Raw genomic sequence first — 17,168 nt, 5'->3', positions numbered from 1 at the left:
CGCGCAGCGGCCCGCCCTCCGCTTTCAGGGTGCGCTGGCCTGCAAGACACCGCCTTCACGCACCGGAACGATACGTGTGGCCCGACCAGTGCGGTCATCGGTCTCAATATAGACGCCCGACAGCGTGGCCTCCCCATTGGCGGGGGTAAAGCGTTCGCGTGGCATCCCGGTGATGAACCGGCGCAACGGCTCGGTCTTGTCCATGCCAATCACCGAATGATAATCGCCGCACATGCCCGCATCCGTCAGATAGCCCGTCCCGCCCGGCAGGATCATCGCATCCGCCGTGGGCACATGGGTATGGGTGCCAACCACAAGGCTCGCCCGCCCGTCACACCAATGGCCCATCGCCATCTTCTCGCTCGTCGCCTCGCAATGCATGTCAACAATGATCGCCTGCGCCATCCCGCCCAGAGGATGCGTTTTCAGCACCGGCTCCAGCGCGGAGAAAGGATCATCAAAGGGCCGCTTCATAAAGACTTGGCCGAGCGCTTGGGTCACCAGAACCTTCTTGCCGTTCTGCGCAGTGAACAGCTTGGCCCCCTTGCCCGGCGCGGATTTGGAAAAGTTCAACGGGCGGATGACGCGCGGCTCCTGCTCTATAAAGCTGAGCATGTCTTTTTGGTCGAAAGCGTGATCGCCAAGGGTCAGACAATCCGCGCCCGCATCCAGCAGCGTCTTGGCATGCGCGCCAGAAAGCCCCATGCCCCCGGTCGCATTCTCGCCATTCACCACGATGAAATCGAGCTTCCACTCGCGCCGCAGTCGGGTCAGATTTTCCGTGATCGCCCGCCGTCCGGCCCGGCCCATCACATCGCCAAGAAACAAAATTTTCATGTGCTATGGACTAGGACGCGCGTCGCTTGGCGGCAACCCTTATTCCACATGGGCCGAGGGGTTAGCTGCGCGTGATCTCGATCACCTCGGCCTCTGTCACGATCATGTCCAACGGCTCATCGGTGTCTTCCAGCGGGATGTCATCCCACTCCTGCCCCGCAAAGGCGAAACCAATCGCCAATGTGGCCCGCCGCGCCCGCAGCATTTCCAGCGTCCGGTCATAGAAGCCGCCGCCATAGCCCAACCGCGCGCCGGCGCGGTTAAACGCCAAAAGCGGTACAATCACGATTTCCGGCTCAAAGAAGTCGTTATGCTCCGGGATCATCGCGCCAAAAGTCCCTGCCACCATCCGCGTCTCCGGGGTCCAACGCGAGAAGGAAAGCGGGTGGTCAGGCCACATGATCACCGGCACACCCACCGGCCCATGCGCGCAGGCTTCGGCCATGGCCGGGCGCGGATCAATCTCGGTTCGGATCGGCATAAAGCCAGACAGCGGCACGCCGCGATAACCGGCCAAGACTTCGGACAGATAGCCCGCCTGCGCCGCGTTCGCCTGCTCAAACAGAGGTTTGCGCCGGGCAAAAGCGGCCTTGCGGGCGGCAGCCTTGCGAGTGGCCGCGTCGTTCATAGCAGCACCCATGCCGCCAGACCGAGGAAGGCGAAAAAGCCCACCACATCAGTCACTGTCGTTACAAATGCCCCCGATGCCAGCGCCGGGTCCACGCCGATGCGCTCTAACACAATGGGAATCCCTGTCCCGGCCAGACCGGCCACCACAAGGTTGATCACCATCGCTGCGGCAATCACATAGCCCAGCCCCGGTGAGCCAAACCAAACCACACCGACGACCCCCATAATCACCGCAAAGATCAGCCCGTTGACCAGCCCTACCAAACACTCCCGCCGGATCACCCGCCAGACGTTGGAGCCGGTCAAATCCTTGGTCGCAATCGCGCGCACCGCCACGGTCAGGCTCTGCGTGCCTGCATTGCCGCCCATGGAGGCCACGATCGGCATCAAGACCGCCAGCGCCACGATCTGCGCAATTGCCGCCTCGAACTGAGAGATCACCATGGAGGCCGCAATCGCCGTGACGAGGTTTACCGCCAGCCACGGCAGACGTTGTTTGGTGGTTTCCGACACACGGTCCGACAAAGACCCCTCGCCCACGCCCGCCAGACGCAGAATGTCTTCTTCGTGCTCCTCGTCCAATACTGTCATCGCATCATCGATGGTGATGACACCGATCAAGCGCCCCTCCTCGTCCACCACAGGGGCAGAGATCAGGTGGTATTGGTTAAAGGCATAGGCGACATCCCCCTCTTCGCGCGTGGCGGGGATGATCTGGAAGGTCTCCTCCAAGATATCCGCCAGCCGCGTCTCGCGGCGCGAGCGCATGAGCTTGCCCAGCGTGACATTGCCCACCGGACGCAGACGCGGGTCGACCATGACGATGTGGTAAAACTGATCGGGCAGGTCTTCTTCTGGCGTGGCGCGGAGGTGGTCGATGGCTTGGCCCACGGTCCAATGCTCAGGTGCCATGACGACCTCGCGCTGCATCATCCGGCCTGCGGAATACTCCGGCCAGTTCAAGGCCTGTTCAACGGCAACGCGGTCGGTTTCCTTCAGCGCGTCGAGGATGGTTTCCTGCTGCGCGCCCTCAAGATCTTCGATCAGGTCGACAACATCATCGCTGTCAAGCTCGCGTACCGCTTGGGTCAGCACCTGTGGTGTCAGAATCGCGATGACTTCTTCGCGGATCGACTCGTCGAGTTCCGACAGGATCTCCCCGTCAAACTCCTGCCCATAAAGCCGGATCAGCGCCGCGCGGTCAGCCTCGTCGATCTGTTCCAAAAGGTCAGCGATGTCGGCGGCGTGCAGCGGCTCCATCAATTGGGTCAGATGGGCCTGATCCCCGGCCTCCACGGTCTCAAGGATCGCGGCCACCGCCTTGCGGTCGAGCATATAGGCTTCGGCCTCATCCTCTGGGGTGGCCGCCGGATCCAGCTCTTCGATCTGCTCTGACATCCAGCGTTCTCCCTGCCTGTGATTTTGGGGCTGACCATATGCAAGCGCCCCAGTTGGCACAATGCCACGCGCGACGCTTCGCTATTGTTCCCCGTCCCGGCGTCACCTAAACCACTGGCATGACAAATCAACGACTCCTTTTGGGCGCGACGCTCACCTATTCCGGCAACCCGATGCAAAGCGCTTGGGAAGATGCCGTTCAGATCGACAGCGCAGGCGGTGTATTGATCGAAAACGGCCATATCGCCGCTGTCGGCAATGGAGAGAAACTGCGCACGGCGCATCCGCAGGCCGAGGTGACCCGCTACACAAATGCGCTGATCTGCCCCGGCTTTGTTGACGCCCATGTGCATTACCCGCAGACCGCGATCATCGCGTCTTGGGGTAAGCGGCTGATTGATTGGCTCAACAGCTACACTTTCCCCGAAGAGATGCGCCTGTCTGATCCCGCCTATGCGGCAGAGATCGCAGCACGCTATCTGGACCTGACGCTGGCGCATGGTACCACCACGGTCGCGTCTTATTGCACAATCCACCCCCATAGCGCCGACGCGCTGTTTCAGGCGGCGGCGGAGCGCGGCCAGCGGATCGTTGCGGGCAAGACCTGCATGGACCGCAACGCCCCCGAAGGGCTGCGTGACACGGTGCAATCGGCCTATGACGACAGCAAAGCGCTGATCGAACGCTGGCACGAAATAGGCCGGGCGAGCTATGCCATCACCCCGCGTTTCTCGCCCACCTCAACACCCGAGCAGCTTTCGGCCCTTGGTGCGCTTTGGGCGGAGCATCCGACCTGCCTGATGCAGACCCACCTGAGCGAACAAACAGATGAGATCGCATGGGTGCGAGACCTCTACCCCCAAGCCCGCGACTACCTCGACACCTATGAAGCCCACGGCCTGCTGGGCGAGCGCGGGCTGTACGGCCATGCGATTCACTTAGAGCCGCGCGAGATTGACCGTTTGGCCGACGTGCGCGGCGCGCTTGTCCATTGTCCAACGTCGAACACCTTTATCGGGTCGGGACTGTTTGACATGACTGGCCTTGCCAAACGAAACATCACTTTGGCACTGGCCACGGACACCGGCGGCGGCTCGTCCTTCTCGATGCTGCGCACCATGGCGGCGGCTTATGAGGTCGGCCAGTTGCGCGGCACACCGCTGCACGCGGCGCAGCTGATCTGGCTTGGCACCGCAGGGTCGGCGCGGTCATTGCATTTGCAGGATAAGGTCGGCAGCCTCGCCACTGGGATGGAGGCGGATATCACCGTGCTATCGCTCGACTCCACCCCCGCCATTGCACAGCGTCACGCGGCGGCCAACGACATTTGGGAAAGCCTGTTTGCCACCATCATGATGGGCGATGATCGCGCGGTGAAGGATGTTTGGGTCGCGGGCAAGCGTCAGGGCGGCAGGGCGTAACCCGCCCCCCGCGCACGGGGTCAAATCAGCAGGCGGCACCCAGCACCATGACCCACACATCCCCTTCGGCATGTACCAGCGCCATTTCTTCGGCACGGCTGTCGATCATATTGCGGTAATGCCCCGGTGACTTGGCCCATCCGGTTATAACGTCGTCCAACGACTGCTGCCCTTTGGCGATATTCTCGGCCACGAAGCACCATTGATAGCCCGCCATCGCCGCGCGTCGGCCCACGTCCGTGCCATCGCGGCCTTGATGGCTGAAATAGCCGTGTTTGGCCATGTCGGTGGCATGTGTCCCCGCCGCCTGCGCCAAGCGGCTGTCATAGATCAACGGTTTGCGCCCCTGCATATCCCGCAGCGCGTTCACCCGCTCCAACCCGATGGGGTCGGCGATTGCTGGCAGTCCGGCCAACATCAGGATTGATAGTAACAATGGCCTCATTCAGCCAAGCCTTTCGCCAATTCGTTCTGTCGCGCCACCTGTGCGGCGAGGTCGATCGTCGTGATCTGACCATCGCGCACCACCTGACGGCCTTCAACGAAAAGGTCGCGCACCCCCGTCGGGCCGGCAAGAAGTAGCGCAGCCGGGTCCCAGCTTCCCGCGCTCGCCACGCCCGACACGTCCCAAATCGCCACATCTGCGCGTTTGCCGACCGCGAGCCGCCCGCAGTCCGGCCGCCCCAGCACATCAGCCCCGCCCCGCGTCGCCAGTTCCAGCGCCGCCCGCGGGCTCATGGCATCCGCCCCCTGCGCCACGCGTTGCAGAAGCATCGCCTGCCGCGCTTCGCTGGCGATATTGCCGCTGTCATTGCTGGCCGAGCCATCAACCCCAAGTCCCACTGGCACGCCTGCATCCAGCATCGCCCGCACCGGCGCGATGCCCGAGCCCAAACGGCAGTTCGAACAGGGACAATGCGCGACCCCGGTGCGCGTCCGCGCAAAGAGATCAATCTCGCCCCCGTCAAGCTCCACACAATGAGCATGCCAGACATCATCGCCAAGCCAGCCAAGGTCATGGGCGTATTGACCGGGACGGCAGCCGAATGTCTCAAGCGAATAGGCCACATCCTCTGCATTTTCCGCCAGATGCGTGTGCAACATCACGCCCTTGTCCCGCGCCAAAAGCGCCGTGTCGCGCATCAATTCGCGGCTTACGGAGAAGGGCGAACAGGGGGCCAACCCCACCCGGCACATCGCGCCCTCCGCCGGGTCGTGAAAGGCGTCGACCACCCGGATACTGTCCTCAAGGATCGCGGCCTCCCGTTCCACCAGCCTGTCAGGGGGCAGCCCCCCGGCGCTCTCGCCGATGCTCATCGAGCCGCGCGTGGGGTGAAACCGCAACCCCAGTTCCGCCGCAGCATGGATCGTATCTTCTAGCCGCACGTCATTGGGATAAAGATAAAGGTGGTCCGAACTGAGGCTACAGCCCGACAGCGCCAGCTCCGACAGCCCGATCTGTGCCGAGACGAACATATGCTCCGGCCCCATCCGCGCCCAGATGGGATAGAGCCGTTGCAGCCAGCCAAAGAGCAGCGCATCCTGTGCGCCCGGCACCGCGCGGGTCATGCTTTGATACAGGTGATGGTGCGTATTCACCAAGCCCGGCGTCACGACACAGCCTTTCGCTTCGACCACCTCGCCCGTGGTCTGCAATCCCTGCCCGATCTGCACAATCACATCGTCGCGGAGCAACAGGTCTGCACCTGCAAGTTCGCGGCGGTCGTCGTCCATGGTAACAAGATGGTCCGCTGCGCGGATGAGGACTTCGGTCATAGGTCACACTCTTCTTCTGCCCGTCTCATGAAGAGTGCAAAAGGCCAGCGGAAAACGGGCATGAGAACCGGCCTGCGCCCATTTATAAGCCAGCGTCGAAGCCTCCGTCAACGCAGGGGCGTTCGACGTTAGCAGGTTGAGAGGAGCGCCAAGGCCTGCGCGTGAATCTCGGCATTGGCTGCCGCGACAGCGCACCCGCCCTCATGTACCGGGTTGCCCTGCCAATCGGTCACGATCCCGCCTGCAGCCTGCACCACCGCGATGGGCGCTTGGATGTCATAAGCGTTCAATCCGGCTTCGATCACCAGATCAATCTGCCCCGCTGCAACCAGCGCATAGGCGTAGCAGTCCATGCCGTAGCGCGTCAGCAAAGCCTGGGAGGCCACCGCCCGAAAAGCCGCCCCCTCCTGCGAGGTTCCGACTTCGGGAAAGGTTGTAAAGACGATGGCCTGCCGCAGATCACGCGGTGCGCGCGTGCGTAGAGGTTTCTCACCATGCGGGCCGGTCAGTCTGGCCCCATCCGGCGCACCCTCAAACCGCTCGCCAATATAGGGTTGGTCGATGATGCCGTAAAATGGGCCGGCAGCATCACTTACCGCGATCAACACCCCCCAAGTGGGCGTGCCGCTCAGAAAGCCGCGCGTGCCGTCAATCGGGTCCAGCACCCATGTCAGTCCCGACGTCCCCGGCTGCGCGCCATATTCCTCGCCCAAGATACCATCTGCAGGCCGCTCGCGGGCCAAGACCTCGCGCATGGCACGTTCCGCGGCGCGGTCGGCCTCTGTCACCGGATCGAACCCGGCGCCGAGCTTGTTGTCAGCGATCAGATCAAGCGCACGAAAATAAGGCAAGATCACAGCCCGCGCCGCATCAGCCATCAAATGCGCCACACGGCGGATATCGGGATCAAAATCTATTGTGTTCACCATGTTAAAGGCTTGGCAGTTTGCCACTCTTTGCGCAAGCCTCAGCCCTCAAAAGCCATAACGCCTTCGGCGGAACGGGCGGTCGCCAATCGGCTTGAAACCCACGACGCGCTCAGGCCACATCGCTCAACACACGCGCCAGTTCAAACAGACGGCGGCGCTGATTTTCGGGGATGGCGTAATAGGAACGGACCAGTTCCATCGCCTCCTTGTCGCCCATCAAATCGGTTGGCAGCCCCTCGGCTGACGCCGCTTCGCTACCGTCTTCCTTCAGCCCTTCAAAGAAAAAGGACACCGGCACGCCAAGCGCATCCGCAATGTCCCAAAGCCGCGAGGCACTGACGCGGTTCGCCCCGGTCTCATACTTTTGTATTTGTTGAAATTTGATACCAACCATCTCTGCCAGCTTTTGCTGGGTCATCCCGGTTAGCCAGCGTCGTTGTCGAATTCGCTTGCCAACATGCACGTCCACCACATGAACCATCTTGCCACTCCTAGTTTAGGGCACGCATTCCGTGCCGACCCCTGTTTTAACGGCGAAATTGCCGTTCACTCCGCACTGCCGCGGTACCGCAGGGGTTGAACCAAGGACCGCTGTACAAACATAGCGGTTGCAGGGCCTTCTTCAAAGCCATTTCACGCGAGTGTTATTTTCAAACGCCCTTTCCCCCGGCAACCACAGGCAGAGACCGGCGTTAAAAGGCCGCCGAGGCGGCTTGACGCAACAGCCTGCCCGCACACTCTATTCGCGTTACACGAGAGCAACCGTAAGATGAATATCCCGGTTTTCAAAGAGTTCTTGGCACTACACAGGTCTCGCAACCAAAGCGCGTGCCACGGCACAAAAGGACCGGTGATCTGCTTGGAAACCACCGCGGGCGTGGCCAGCAAGATAGGAAAAAAACCGCCGATCTGACGTGGTAGATGAAGGCCGCTGCGCGAGAGGGGCTGTCAAGTTTTTTCTGACTCCCCCGAAATCGCGTGAATCACCCCGCCGGACCGGCTCCCTCGCGATAAAAATCAGCCTAAAAAAGCGCCTGTAATCAGACGTCAAGAGACTTGAATTCCACGCCGCCACACCCGATATTCAACCCAACAACGTGCCGCCGCGCATTCGGCACGCAACTTTGCCAATGGGAGTCACAGAATGGCTGACGTCAATACAATTCGCTCAACCGCCGGGTCGCGCGCCTCCGCGATCGACGAGGGTCTGCGCGCGCATATGAACAAGGTGTATGGCACCATGTCGATTGGCATGCTCATCACCTTTGCGGCAGCCTGGGCCATTTCTGGCCTGTCGGTTACGACCGATCCGTCTGCCGCTGCCGCACAGTTGAGCCAAGATAAGTACCTTACGCAGATTGGCTATGCGCTTTATGCCTCGCCGCTGAAATGGGTCGTGATGTTTGCGCCTCTGGCCTTTGTGTTCGGCTTTAGCGCGATGATTAACAAGATGTCCGCCGCCACAGCGCAGACAGTGTTCTACGCTTTTGCCGCCGTGATGGGCATCTCGATCAGTTCGATCTTCCTGGTCTTCACCGGCTATTCGATCGCGCAGGTCTTCTTGATTACGTCAATCGCTTTTGCGGGCCTGTCGCTTTGGGGCTACACGACCAAGAAAGACATCTCTGGCTGGGGTAGCTTCCTCATCATGGGCGTGATCGGTCTGATCGTGGCGTCGATTGTGAATATCTTCCTCGCCTCTTCGGCGCTGATGTTCGCGATCTCTGCAATTGGTGTTCTGATCTTTGCCGGGCTGACCGCCTATGACACGCAGAAGATCAAAACCGAATACCTCGCCCACGCACATCACGGCGACACTGAATGGCTGGGCAAAGCCGCCATCATGGGCGCGCTGAGCCTCTATCTGGACTTCATCAACATGTTCATGATGTTGCTCTCGCTCTTCGGCAATCGCGAATAAGCCAGCGGGCATTGATACCAAGGGGCCGGTTCTGAAAGGGACCGGCCTTTTTTATGCGCGGGGTCTGGCGAGGCGCCTTTAAGCGACCACGCCAAACATTTGTCCGACGCCTGCGGTCACGGCCATGGCCAGCCCGCCCCAAAAGACCACCCGCCGTATCGCTGGCAACGCAGGCGCACCGCCCAGCCGCGCGCCGCCCGCGCCCAGCAGAACCAGCGCCAGCATCGCCACCACGGCAACCGCCACACCGCGCATTCCCAAAGGTGCAAGGATTGCGGCCAGCAGTGGCAGCCCGCCCCCCAACGCAAAAGCCGCCGCTGATGCCCCCGCCGCCTGCAATGGGTTGGCCTGCCCGGCAAGGCCGAACATGCCCAATTCCTCCCGCGCATGCGCGCCCAGCGCATCGTGGTCGGTCATCTGCGCTGCCACTTCGAGCGCAAGGTCGCTTTCAACGCCGCGGTTTTCAAGCCCTTCAGCCAGTTCGCTTAACTCGTAATCGGGGTCTTCGATCAAGGCCACGCGCTCGCGCTCCAGATCAGCGCGCTCTACATCCGTCTGGGCAGAGACTGAAACATACTCCCCCGCCGCCATCGACAGCGCCCCGGCGGTCAGCCCGGCAAGCCCGGTCAGCACCACATTGCCGTGGGTCATCCCGGCAGAGCTAACCCCCACCAGCAGGCTTGCCGAGGACACAATACCATCGTTCGCCCCCAAGACAGCGGCGCGCAGCCAATTACTGCGGTTGATATAGTGACCTTCTTTGGGCATGGCGTGATGGGCCGGATTAGTTCGGCTGCCAGATCAGCGGGTCCACCGGATAGATCACCGGGCGGTCGCCCCCAATCCCCGTGAAGCCAACGCTTCCGGTCGGCTTTGCCTGCTCAATCGGCATACAGGCCGCTGTGAATAGGACTAAGATCGCGGCACACACTTTGGCAGACATAATATTTCCCCAGCAGATTGGCTCTATGTATCACGGCTATGGCAGCGCATGGCAACAGCGTTGCGGCGGTGCCGCACGCTGTGCTTAGGTCTTGATAAGCTATCGCACCTAGAACACAGGGCAATCGCGATTGCGCCAAAGGGCTTTCCACCCTTCTGGCAGACCATAGGATGAAAGGCCCCAAACGGGTCACGTCAATGCGCTTTGAGGTGCAGGGAAACCTGCTTTGCACATCCGATCTGGCGGCGCCGCCTTTTTTAGCTCCCGCGTCTACAATAGGCCGCTTCCCCGATGTCAATCCTGACACCGGGGCGTTTGGCGTGGTCGGTCAAAGTTTGATCGGCTGCATCACCTGCGGCTCGACCACATCGACACCGGGCAGGCCGTCGATCAACACCTGCGCAGATTGCTCCAGCGCGTCAAAGGTGCGGTAGTGGCAAGGGATGACAGTCTTGAAGTCAAAATAGCGTTTCGCGGCATAGGCGGCCTGCGCCATGTCCATCGTGAAATGCCCACCTGCCGAGAGAATCCCGATGTCGGGTTTGTGGTAGTCGCCCATCCAATCCATATCCGCCATGATCGCCGTGTCGCCGGAATGGTAGATCGTATGGCCTTCGCCCGAGATCATGAAACCGGTTTCCATGCCCGTATAGATCGGCCCATTGTCCCCTTCGACTGAGCTGGAATGCGAGGCAGGCACCATGGTGATCGCCACATTGCCCGCATGGATCGTGCCGCCTTTGTTAAAGCCGGTGGTTTGTGTGACACCTTTGCTCTCGAACCACCCCATCAGTTCCACCATTCCCGCCACCGGTGCGTTTGTGCGGCTTGCCACATCGGCGATGTCTTGGGTGTGGTCGAAATGGCCGTGGGTGACGAGGATCTGGGTGGCGCCTTTGATCGCCTCGGCATGATGGGTGTCGTCGAGCATCGGGTTGTTTTTCAGCCAAGGGTCGATCAGCAGGACTTGATCTTCGATCTCAATGCGGAATGAGCCGTGGCCGAGCCAAATGATGTTCATGGGGGTGCTCCTTCTTTCTGTCTTGCCTCAAAATTGACCTTCCTTGCGACGGAATCAAGCAAACGGTTCCCCATGCTACTCAGCCCGGAATAAAGCCGCAGGCGCCGGGCCATCGCCTGCCCGCGCGTCACGCCAAAGGCGTGCAGTAATATATAGGCGCACCTTCGGTGCGACCGGGTAGGTGATTTGGTGCGGCTCGGTGAGACTTCACAAGCACACATCACGGCTGAACCATAATGTGACAACAACCTCGGTCGCATCGCCAACCTGCGGTCAGGCGACGACGCTTTTCACCTTATAGCCCACCGAGCAAACGCCATCCCCCGGTCTGGCGCCGCCCGGCTCCGGTCCCAACCTCTCAAACCCTTGCGAGGCCCGCGCCCAAACGGTAGAGGACCAGCAAAGAGATGGAGATGTTCATGTCGATCGACGAAAACACCGCCGCACGCGTGGCGAAACTAGCCCGGATCAAAGTTGAACCCGACGCGCTCCCGGCGCTGGCGGAAGAGTTCAACAATATCCTCGGCTTTATCGAACAACTGTCCGAAGTGGACGTTGAAGGCATCGAGCCGATGACCTCCGTCACCCCGCAGCGGCTCAAACGGCGCGAGGACGTGGTCACCGATGGCGACCAGCAGGACCGCGTGCTGGCCAATGCGCCTGATGCCCGTGAAGGGTTCTTTGCCGTGCCGAAGGTGGTAGAATAATGACCGATCTGAACAAACTGAGCCTTGCCGAGGCCCGCGACGCGCTGCGCAAGGGTGAGACCACGTCGAAAGACCTGACCGAAGCCTGCATCAAAGCCATCGACGGTGCTGGCGCGCTCAACGCCTTTGTCCACAGCACGCCCGAGATCGCGATGGAACAGGCCGCCGCCGCCGATGCACGCATCAAAGAAGGCGACGCCCCCGCCATGTGCGGCCTGCCCATCGGCATCAAGGACCTCTTCTGCACCAAAGGCGTGCCGAGCCAAGCGGGCAGCCGCATCCTCGAAGGCTTCCTGCCCGAGTATGAGAGCACCGTCAGCCAAAAGCTGAAAGACAGCGGCGCGGTGATGCTGGGCAAGCTCAACATGGACGAATTCGCCATGGGCTCGTCGAACGAGACTTCGGTCTATGGCAATGCGGTGAACCCTTGGCGTCGTAAAGATGACACGGCGGAACTGACACCCGGCGGCTCCTCGGGTGGCTCTGCCGCCGCCGTTGCCGCCGACCTCTGCCTCGCCGCCACCGGCACCGACACCGGCGGCTCGATCCGCCAGCCTGCGGCCTTCACCGGCACCGTGGGCGTTAAGCCGACCTATGGCCGCTGCTCACGCTGGGGCATCGTCGCCTTCGCCTCCTCGCTCGACCAAGCCGGGCCGATGACCAAGACCGTGCGGGATGCGGCGATCATGCTGGAAGCCATGTGCGGCTATGACGCCAAAGACAGCACCAGCGCCGATCTGCCTGTGCCGGACTTTGAAGCGGCCCTGACTGGCGACATCCGCGGCAAGAAAATCGGCATCCCCCGCGAATACCGTATGGATGGCATGCCCGAGGAGATCGAAAAGCTTTGGCAAGACGGCATCGCCATGATGAAGGACGCGGGCGCCGAGATCGTGGACATCTCTCTGCCGCACACGAAATACGCCCTGCCCGCCTATTACGTTATCGCGCCTGCAGAGGCGTCGTCGAACCTTGCGCGTTATGACGGCGTGCGCTTTGGCCACCGTGCCAAGCTCGACCATGGCGACGGCATCACTGAGATGTACGAGAAAACCCGCGCCGAAGGTTTTGGCCACGAAGTGCAGCGCCGCGTGATGGTCGGCACCTATGTGCTCTCGGCTGGTTTCTACGACGCCTACTACAACCGCGCCCGCAAGGTCCGCACGCTAATCAAGAAGGACTTCGAAGATGTCTTCGCCCAAGGCATCGACAGCATCCTGACCCCGGCGACCCCTTCGGCGGCCTTCGGTTTGGGCGAGATGAAGGACGCCGATCCAGTGGCCATGTATCTCAACGACGTCTTTACCGTGACGGTGAACCTCGCCGGATTGCCCGGTGTCGCGCTGCCGACGGGCCAAAGCGCCACCGGCTTGCCGCTGGGTCTGCAGCTGATCGGGCGTCCGTGGGAAGAGGCCGAACTGCTGTCCTCCGCCTATGCGCTGGAGAAGGCCGCTGGCTTTGTGGCCAAGCCGGAAAAATGGTGGTAAGCCCGCGGGCGTTAATCAACAGGCAAGAGCGGATCAGATGATCACACGGACACTTCTAGCGATCACGGCAGGCGGTCTTCTGGCAGCCTGCCAACCGGCGATTCCCGATTCCGGGCGTGGCGTGGGTTTTGGCGATGGGACCTTTGAGGCCGAGCAGCGTGCGCGTGATGCGGCACTTGCCGGCAACAATATTGACAGCGCCATCGCGGCCACCACGCCAGGAGCCGCCCCGGTGCCGGATGACGGCTCGCCCGAAGCCACAGCGGCCGAGACCGCCCGCGTGCTTGCTGCCACCCGCCCCGGCGGCGCGCCGGTTCAGGCCAGCCCGTCGAACCCGGCGCCTGCGGTGGTCAACGCCGTTGGCATTTCGAACGAAAACAACTTCGACGCGGTGTCGGACCAGCGCAGCATTCAGGACGACGCCGCCCGCGTCGCCGCGAACCGTGCGCAATATCAGGTCGTCCAGCCCGAAGCCCTGCCCGAACGCGCTGACAGCGGCCCGAATATCGTCGCCTATGCGCTTCAGACCAAGCAGTCCGTCGGCCAGAAACTCTACAGCCGCATCGGTTTCAACAAAGCGCGGAAATATGAGCGGGCCTGTGCGCAATACGGCCATGCCGATCAAGCACAGATCGCCTTTCTTGCCGCCGGTGGCCCCGAAAAGGACCGCAAAGGCATGGACCCTGACGGGGACGGCTTTGCCTGCGACTGGGACCCAACGCCCTTCCGCCGGGCTGCGCAGGGCTAGTCCATGGCTCGCGCGCCTGACGTGGTGGCGCATCCCTCGCCCAATTGCGGCCCGCGACGCGGCGGGCTGCGCCCTCATCTGATCGTGCTACACCACACCGCGATGGAGAGCGCAGACGCGGCACTGGATCGACTGTGCGACCCTTCGGCGGCCGTTTCCGCGCATTATTTGATCTGCGGCGATGGGCGCATCTTGCAACTCGTCGATGAGAACCAGCGTGCTTGGCATGCGGGCGTTGGTGAATGGGCGGGGCAAGACGACATCAACTCGCGCTCCATCGGCATTGAGTTGGACAACCGCGGCGATCATCCGTTTTCCGAACCTCAGATGCGTGCGCTAGAAGCGCTGATGCCCGGCATTATGGCCCGTCACGGCATAGCTCCCGAAGGGGTCATTGGCCATTCCGACATGGCGCCGGGGCGCAAACTCGATCCCGGTCCCCGATTCGATTGGGCACGGCTGGCGCGGCGGGGGCTGGCGCAGGCGGCAGGGAATGGTCCTGCGCCTGAAAGGGTCACTGCCGAGACATTCCGACAAGCGGCCCATGCCGCAGGCTTCACCGCGCCCTGCAACGATGCCACGCTGCTCAACACGGTCCGGTTGCGGTTCCGCCCTTGGGGCCACGGCCCGTTGTCCCCCGCCGATCTCGCCGCCCTCCCCGCCCCCATTGACGCGCGGCTTGCCGCCGTCTAGGGCGGTCTTGCGCGGAAGGCTGGATGGCCGCTGCGTCGACTCGCGTCGCATGACCGACGACCACTCTCATCGCACCTACGGTGCGACTGCCGTGGCGTCGCTTTTGCGGGGCAAAAGCGACGTAGAGGAAAGTCCGGACTCCAAGAAGAAACGGTGCCGGGTAACGCCCGGGCGGGGTAACCCGACGGATAGCGCCACAGAAAAGAAACCGCCCCTCGGTCCGGCTTGCCGGAACATTCGAGGGGTAAGGGTGAAACGGTGGGGTAAGAGCCCACCGCGGGGCTGGCAACAGTTCTGGCACGGCAAGCCCCACCGGGAGCAATGCCAAATAGGGACCGCGCGCCGATGATCTTCGGGTCAAAGGCGGGGCTCTTCTGCCCCAGCAGGTCCGGGTTGGCAGCTGTAGCCGCATCGGCAACGGTGCGGTCAGAGGAATGGTCATCGCCTGTTTTCGGACAGGTACAGAATCCGGCTTATAGGCCTTCCGCGCAACTTCCTGCTCTTTCGGCATCAAAAGACAGGTTTTTCGACAAAACCAGCGTCTTTTGGCGTGGGGCGGGCAAATAGCGGTTGACTCGGGCGCGGGTCTGACTAGAACCCGAAATTCAGAATTCACGCAGGCCTGCGCGGCGCTGCAGCAGGAGAAGACACATGGCGAAGCCAACCACGATCAAGATCCGTCTGAACTCGTCCGCGGGCACAGGCCATTTCTACGTCACCAAAAAGAACGCTCGTACCATGACCGAGAAAATGGTCATCAAAAAGTACGACCCCGTTGCGCGCAAGCACGTGGAATACAAAGAAGGCAAGATCAAGTAAGATCGCCTGATTTGAACGGTTTGAAGGGCCACGTGCGATGCGCGTGGTCTTTTGCGTTTGGGAGTAGTCGTTAGAGCCGCCGCTAGGGGACTTGAAACGCCGCTGCCCCTACCATGCCCGAAATCAAGGGCGCCTGGCAGCGCCTGACCAACCGCCACGCCGCAGGCCTGCCGACAACGCAAAAACGCACCTTTGGTGCGATGGACTGGCGCTTTGGCCGCCGTCATCCCTGCCCGTGTATGTTTAACTCACAGCAGCCGCCATAAACCGCCAATCAGTTCTGTTCAAAGCGCCCCCCGTTCCGGCGCTGCGTGACTTAGCGCTCCTGCACCACCCATTGGCCCGACCTCGGCACGAGCCGATAGCGCAAGCACCCCCGCGTCCCGTCAAAATCGAGCGGCTCGCGCCGAAAGACTGCGCCTTCTTGAGGTGGCACTTCGAACGTCGCGCAAACGGCGAATGTGTTCTCGCTCTGCTCCAAATCATATTCCGCCCCGGTCAGCGGATCACGCGCCGCCCCTGCTTCGCGGCAGGCCCGCGTGAAATCCGCCTGCCCGTCCCGCTCGCAAATCACCCGTTGCGCGATTCGCCGCAGGTCCGCGCGGCGCGTGTCATCCCGGCGCTCGGCCCGCGCATGTTCCGGTCCGCCAACCACCGCGAAACCCGCAGCCAGCGCCGCCAGACCCAAAGCGAGCACGCCCCAGAAGAACAGCCTATTCACCGCCATTCTCCCGCCGCCCATCGCTGCGGTAGTAGCCAAAAATCCCGCCGGCGATGCCAGCCACCACAAGCGCCTTCAGCGCAAATTGCAACGTGAAGTCGCCGTTCAGAAAGGCATAGATCACCGCCACGAGATCGCCCAACAGCACCGCTGCCGCGAAAAGCAGCGTCAGATAGACCATCCAATTGCGAATGGCCGAACGCTGCATGGCCGGGTCCGCCGACAGCCGCCTGCGCTCCCGCGCGGCGAGCCAGAGATAGAGCGGTAAGGTCACGATCAGCACCGCCATCGCCCAGCGGATTTGTCGGGCCGAGCCATAGCCTGTGGGGTCGAGGAAATGGTCGATCAGCGCATGGAGCAGCCCCACCAGATAGCCCGCGCCAAACAAAAGCGCGCCAAACATCAGCGCATAAATGAAAAAGTCCCGCGCCGTGACAATCGGCTGCGGGCGCGGCACTGGCGGGGTGAAGGGTACATCTGCCCAACCGTCGAGCGCATCCCTGACCTCATGCGCGGACCAGCCCGCCTGCGTCAGCACCGTGGCGATCTCCTCGCGGCCTCTGCCTGCGCTTAGCGCATCGCGCACGAAAACCGCCAAATCTTTACTGCTCGCCACGGGTTACCCCCCTCTTTTTGCTTTGAAAAATCCTGTCAGAAGGGCTTCGGCCTCAGCCGCTGCGATCCCGTCATAAACCTCTGGCGCGTGATGGCATTGCGGATGCGAGAACACCCGTGCCCCCTGCGCCACGCCTCCTGACTTGGGGTCCGCCGCGCCATAAAACAACCGCGCCACCCGCGCCGCGGCAATCGCCCCCGCGCACATCGCGCAGGGCTCTAGCGTGACATAGAGCGTGTGATTGATCAGCCGTTCCGACCCCACTGCCGCGCAGGCGGCGCGTAGGGCGAGCATCTCGGCATGGGCAGTGGGGTCATTGCGTGCGCGGGTCTCATTGCCCGCAGCCGCCACGATCTCGCCGGTGGGCGAAACCACCACAGCCCCGACCGGCACCTCGCCCCGCGCGGCCGCTGCGCGTGCCTGCTCCAGCGCCTGACCCATATATGAGCGAAACTTCATCCGCTCACATGGCCGCAAACGCCACCCTTTCGCAAGGGCGTG

20 protein-coding genes and 1 other RNA gene are annotated in these 17,168 nt (G+C 62.1%); 8 read left to right on the top strand and 13 right to left on the bottom strand.

Annotated elements, in window-relative coordinates; all coding sequences use genetic code 11:
• Nucleotides 1–24 precede the first annotated feature (24 nt).
• The 3 genes from HTT03_RS11850 to mgtE all read right to left on the bottom strand — a co-directional run bounded on the left by HTT03_RS11850 (nt 25) and on the right by mgtE (nt 2,865).
• The gene (locus HTT03_RS11850; protein ID WP_174859981.1) at nt 25–837 is read right to left on the bottom strand and encodes a TIGR00282 family metallophosphoesterase; all 813 of its coding nucleotides are present in this window, start codon (nt 835–837) and stop codon (nt 25–27) included.
• Between the two features lie 61 nt (nt 838–898).
• Nucleotides 899–1,465, bottom strand: a complete 567-nt coding sequence (locus tag HTT03_RS11845) for a 5-formyltetrahydrofolate cyclo-ligase (RefSeq protein ID WP_174859980.1) — start codon at nt 1,463–1,465, stop codon at nt 899–901.
• Entirely contained in the window at nt 1,462–2,865 is a 1,404-nt protein-coding gene (gene mgtE / locus HTT03_RS11840) for a magnesium transporter (RefSeq protein WP_174859979.1), read from the bottom strand. The genes HTT03_RS11845 and mgtE overlap by 4 nt, the downstream gene beginning before the upstream one ends.
• 119 nt (nt 2,866–2,984) lie before the next feature.
• Between mgtE and guaD the strand changes: the two genes are divergently transcribed.
• Nucleotides 2,985–4,286, top strand: a complete 1,302-nt coding sequence (guaD, locus tag HTT03_RS11835; RefSeq protein ID WP_174859978.1) for a guanine deaminase — start codon at nt 2,985–2,987, stop codon at nt 4,284–4,286.
• Nucleotides 4,287–4,311: 25 nt separating this feature from the next.
• Here guaD and HTT03_RS11830 read toward each other — a convergent pair whose 3' ends face one another.
• From HTT03_RS11830 to HTT03_RS11815, 4 genes are all read right to left on the bottom strand, one after another.
• Nucleotides 4,312–4,731, bottom strand: a complete 420-nt coding sequence (locus HTT03_RS11830) for a CAP domain-containing protein (RefSeq protein ID WP_174859977.1) — start codon at nt 4,729–4,731, stop codon at nt 4,312–4,314.
• Nucleotides 4,728–6,062 (bottom strand): 8-oxoguanine deaminase, encoded by a 1,335-nt coding sequence (locus HTT03_RS11825; protein ID WP_174859976.1) that lies wholly within the window; start codon nt 6,060–6,062, stop codon nt 4,728–4,730. Before HTT03_RS11825 ends, HTT03_RS11830 begins: the two co-directional genes overlap by 4 nt.
• 128 nt (nt 6,063–6,190) lie before the next feature.
• Entirely contained in the window at nt 6,191–6,991 is an 801-nt protein-coding gene (hisN, locus tag HTT03_RS11820; RefSeq protein ID WP_174859975.1) for a histidinol-phosphatase, read from the bottom strand.
• 109 nt (nt 6,992–7,100) lie between these two features.
• Entirely contained in the window at nt 7,101–7,472 is a 372-nt protein-coding gene (locus tag HTT03_RS11815; RefSeq protein WP_174859974.1) for a helix-turn-helix domain-containing protein, read from the bottom strand.
• 663 nt (nt 7,473–8,135) lie between these two features.
• Here HTT03_RS11815 and HTT03_RS11810 point away from each other — a divergent pair.
• Nucleotides 8,136–8,912, top strand: coding sequence for a Bax inhibitor-1/YccA family protein (locus HTT03_RS11810; RefSeq protein WP_174859973.1), 777 nt, complete (start codon nt 8,136–8,138; stop codon nt 8,910–8,912).
• Nucleotides 8,913–8,990: 78 nt separating this feature from the next.
• Here HTT03_RS11810 and HTT03_RS11805 read toward each other — a convergent pair whose 3' ends face one another.
• From HTT03_RS11805 to HTT03_RS11795, 3 genes are all read right to left on the bottom strand, one after another.
• The gene (locus tag HTT03_RS11805; RefSeq protein ID WP_174859972.1) at nt 8,991–9,680 is read right to left on the bottom strand and encodes a VIT1/CCC1 transporter family protein; all 690 of its coding nucleotides are present in this window, start codon (nt 9,678–9,680) and stop codon (nt 8,991–8,993) included.
• A 16-nt stretch (nt 9,681–9,696) separates the two neighbouring features.
• On the bottom strand, nt 9,697–9,855 hold the full coding sequence (locus tag HTT03_RS11800) for a hypothetical protein (protein ID WP_174859971.1): 159 nt from the start codon (nt 9,853–9,855) through the stop codon (nt 9,697–9,699).
• 328 nt (nt 9,856–10,183) lie between these two features.
• The gene (locus HTT03_RS11795) at nt 10,184–10,876 is read right to left on the bottom strand and encodes a metal-dependent hydrolase (protein WP_174859970.1); all 693 of its coding nucleotides are present in this window, start codon (nt 10,874–10,876) and stop codon (nt 10,184–10,186) included.
• 419 nt (nt 10,877–11,295) lie between these two features.
• Between HTT03_RS11795 and gatC the strand changes: the two genes are divergently transcribed.
• The 6 genes from gatC to rpmG all read left to right on the top strand — a co-directional run bounded on the left by gatC (nt 11,296) and on the right by rpmG (nt 15,330).
• Complete coding sequence (gene gatC / locus HTT03_RS11790) at nt 11,296–11,583, top strand: Asp-tRNA(Asn)/Glu-tRNA(Gln) amidotransferase subunit GatC (RefSeq protein WP_174859969.1); 288 nt, start codon at nt 11,296–11,298, stop codon at nt 11,581–11,583.
• Nucleotides 11,583–13,070, top strand: coding sequence for an Asp-tRNA(Asn)/Glu-tRNA(Gln) amidotransferase subunit GatA (gene gatA / locus HTT03_RS11785; protein ID WP_174859968.1), 1,488 nt, complete (start codon nt 11,583–11,585; stop codon nt 13,068–13,070). Before gatC ends, gatA begins: the two co-directional genes overlap by 1 nt.
• 37 nt (nt 13,071–13,107) lie before the next feature.
• Nucleotides 13,108–13,818, top strand: coding sequence for a hypothetical protein (locus HTT03_RS11780; protein ID WP_174859967.1), 711 nt, complete (start codon nt 13,108–13,110; stop codon nt 13,816–13,818).
• A 3-nt stretch (nt 13,819–13,821) separates the two neighbouring features.
• The gene (locus HTT03_RS11775) at nt 13,822–14,511 is read left to right on the top strand and encodes an N-acetylmuramoyl-L-alanine amidase (protein WP_174859966.1); all 690 of its coding nucleotides are present in this window, start codon (nt 13,822–13,824) and stop codon (nt 14,509–14,511) included.
• A gap of 77 nt (nt 14,512–14,588) precedes the next feature.
• Nucleotides 14,589–15,003: RNase P RNA component class A (rnpB, locus tag HTT03_RS11770), an RNA gene on the top strand.
• Between the two features lie 159 nt (nt 15,004–15,162).
• Complete coding sequence (rpmG, locus tag HTT03_RS11765) at nt 15,163–15,330, top strand: 50S ribosomal protein L33 (RefSeq protein WP_007119221.1); 168 nt, start codon at nt 15,163–15,165, stop codon at nt 15,328–15,330.
• Between the two features lie 316 nt (nt 15,331–15,646).
• Here rpmG and HTT03_RS11760 read toward each other — a convergent pair whose 3' ends face one another.
• Genes HTT03_RS11760 through HTT03_RS11750 form a run of 3 tightly spaced genes read right to left on the bottom strand, consistent with a single transcriptional unit; the run spans nt 15,647 to nt 17,126 of the window.
• On the bottom strand, nt 15,647–16,051 hold the full coding sequence (locus tag HTT03_RS11760; RefSeq protein ID WP_174859965.1) for a hypothetical protein: 405 nt from the start codon (nt 16,049–16,051) through the stop codon (nt 15,647–15,649).
• Nucleotides 16,044–16,667: a DUF5671 domain-containing protein gene (locus HTT03_RS11755; RefSeq protein WP_174859964.1), complete on the bottom strand. Its 624-nt coding sequence runs from the start codon at nt 16,665–16,667 to the stop codon at nt 16,044–16,046. The genes HTT03_RS11760 and HTT03_RS11755 overlap by 8 nt, the downstream gene beginning before the upstream one ends.
• 3 nt (nt 16,668–16,670) lie before the next feature.
• Nucleotides 16,671–17,126, bottom strand: a complete 456-nt coding sequence (locus HTT03_RS11750; protein ID WP_174859963.1) for a nucleoside deaminase — start codon at nt 17,124–17,126, stop codon at nt 16,671–16,673.
• Between the last annotated feature and the right edge of the window lie 42 nt (nt 17,127–17,168).

Origin of the sequence: Sulfitobacter maritimus, assembly GCF_013346665.1 — a bacterium.
In the GTDB taxonomy this organism is placed as follows: domain Bacteria; phylum Pseudomonadota; class Alphaproteobacteria; order Rhodobacterales; family Rhodobacteraceae; genus Sulfitobacter; species Sulfitobacter maritimus.
Note: the sequence above shows the minus strand (reverse complement) of the source record. Positions and strands in the feature narration are given on the sequence as shown.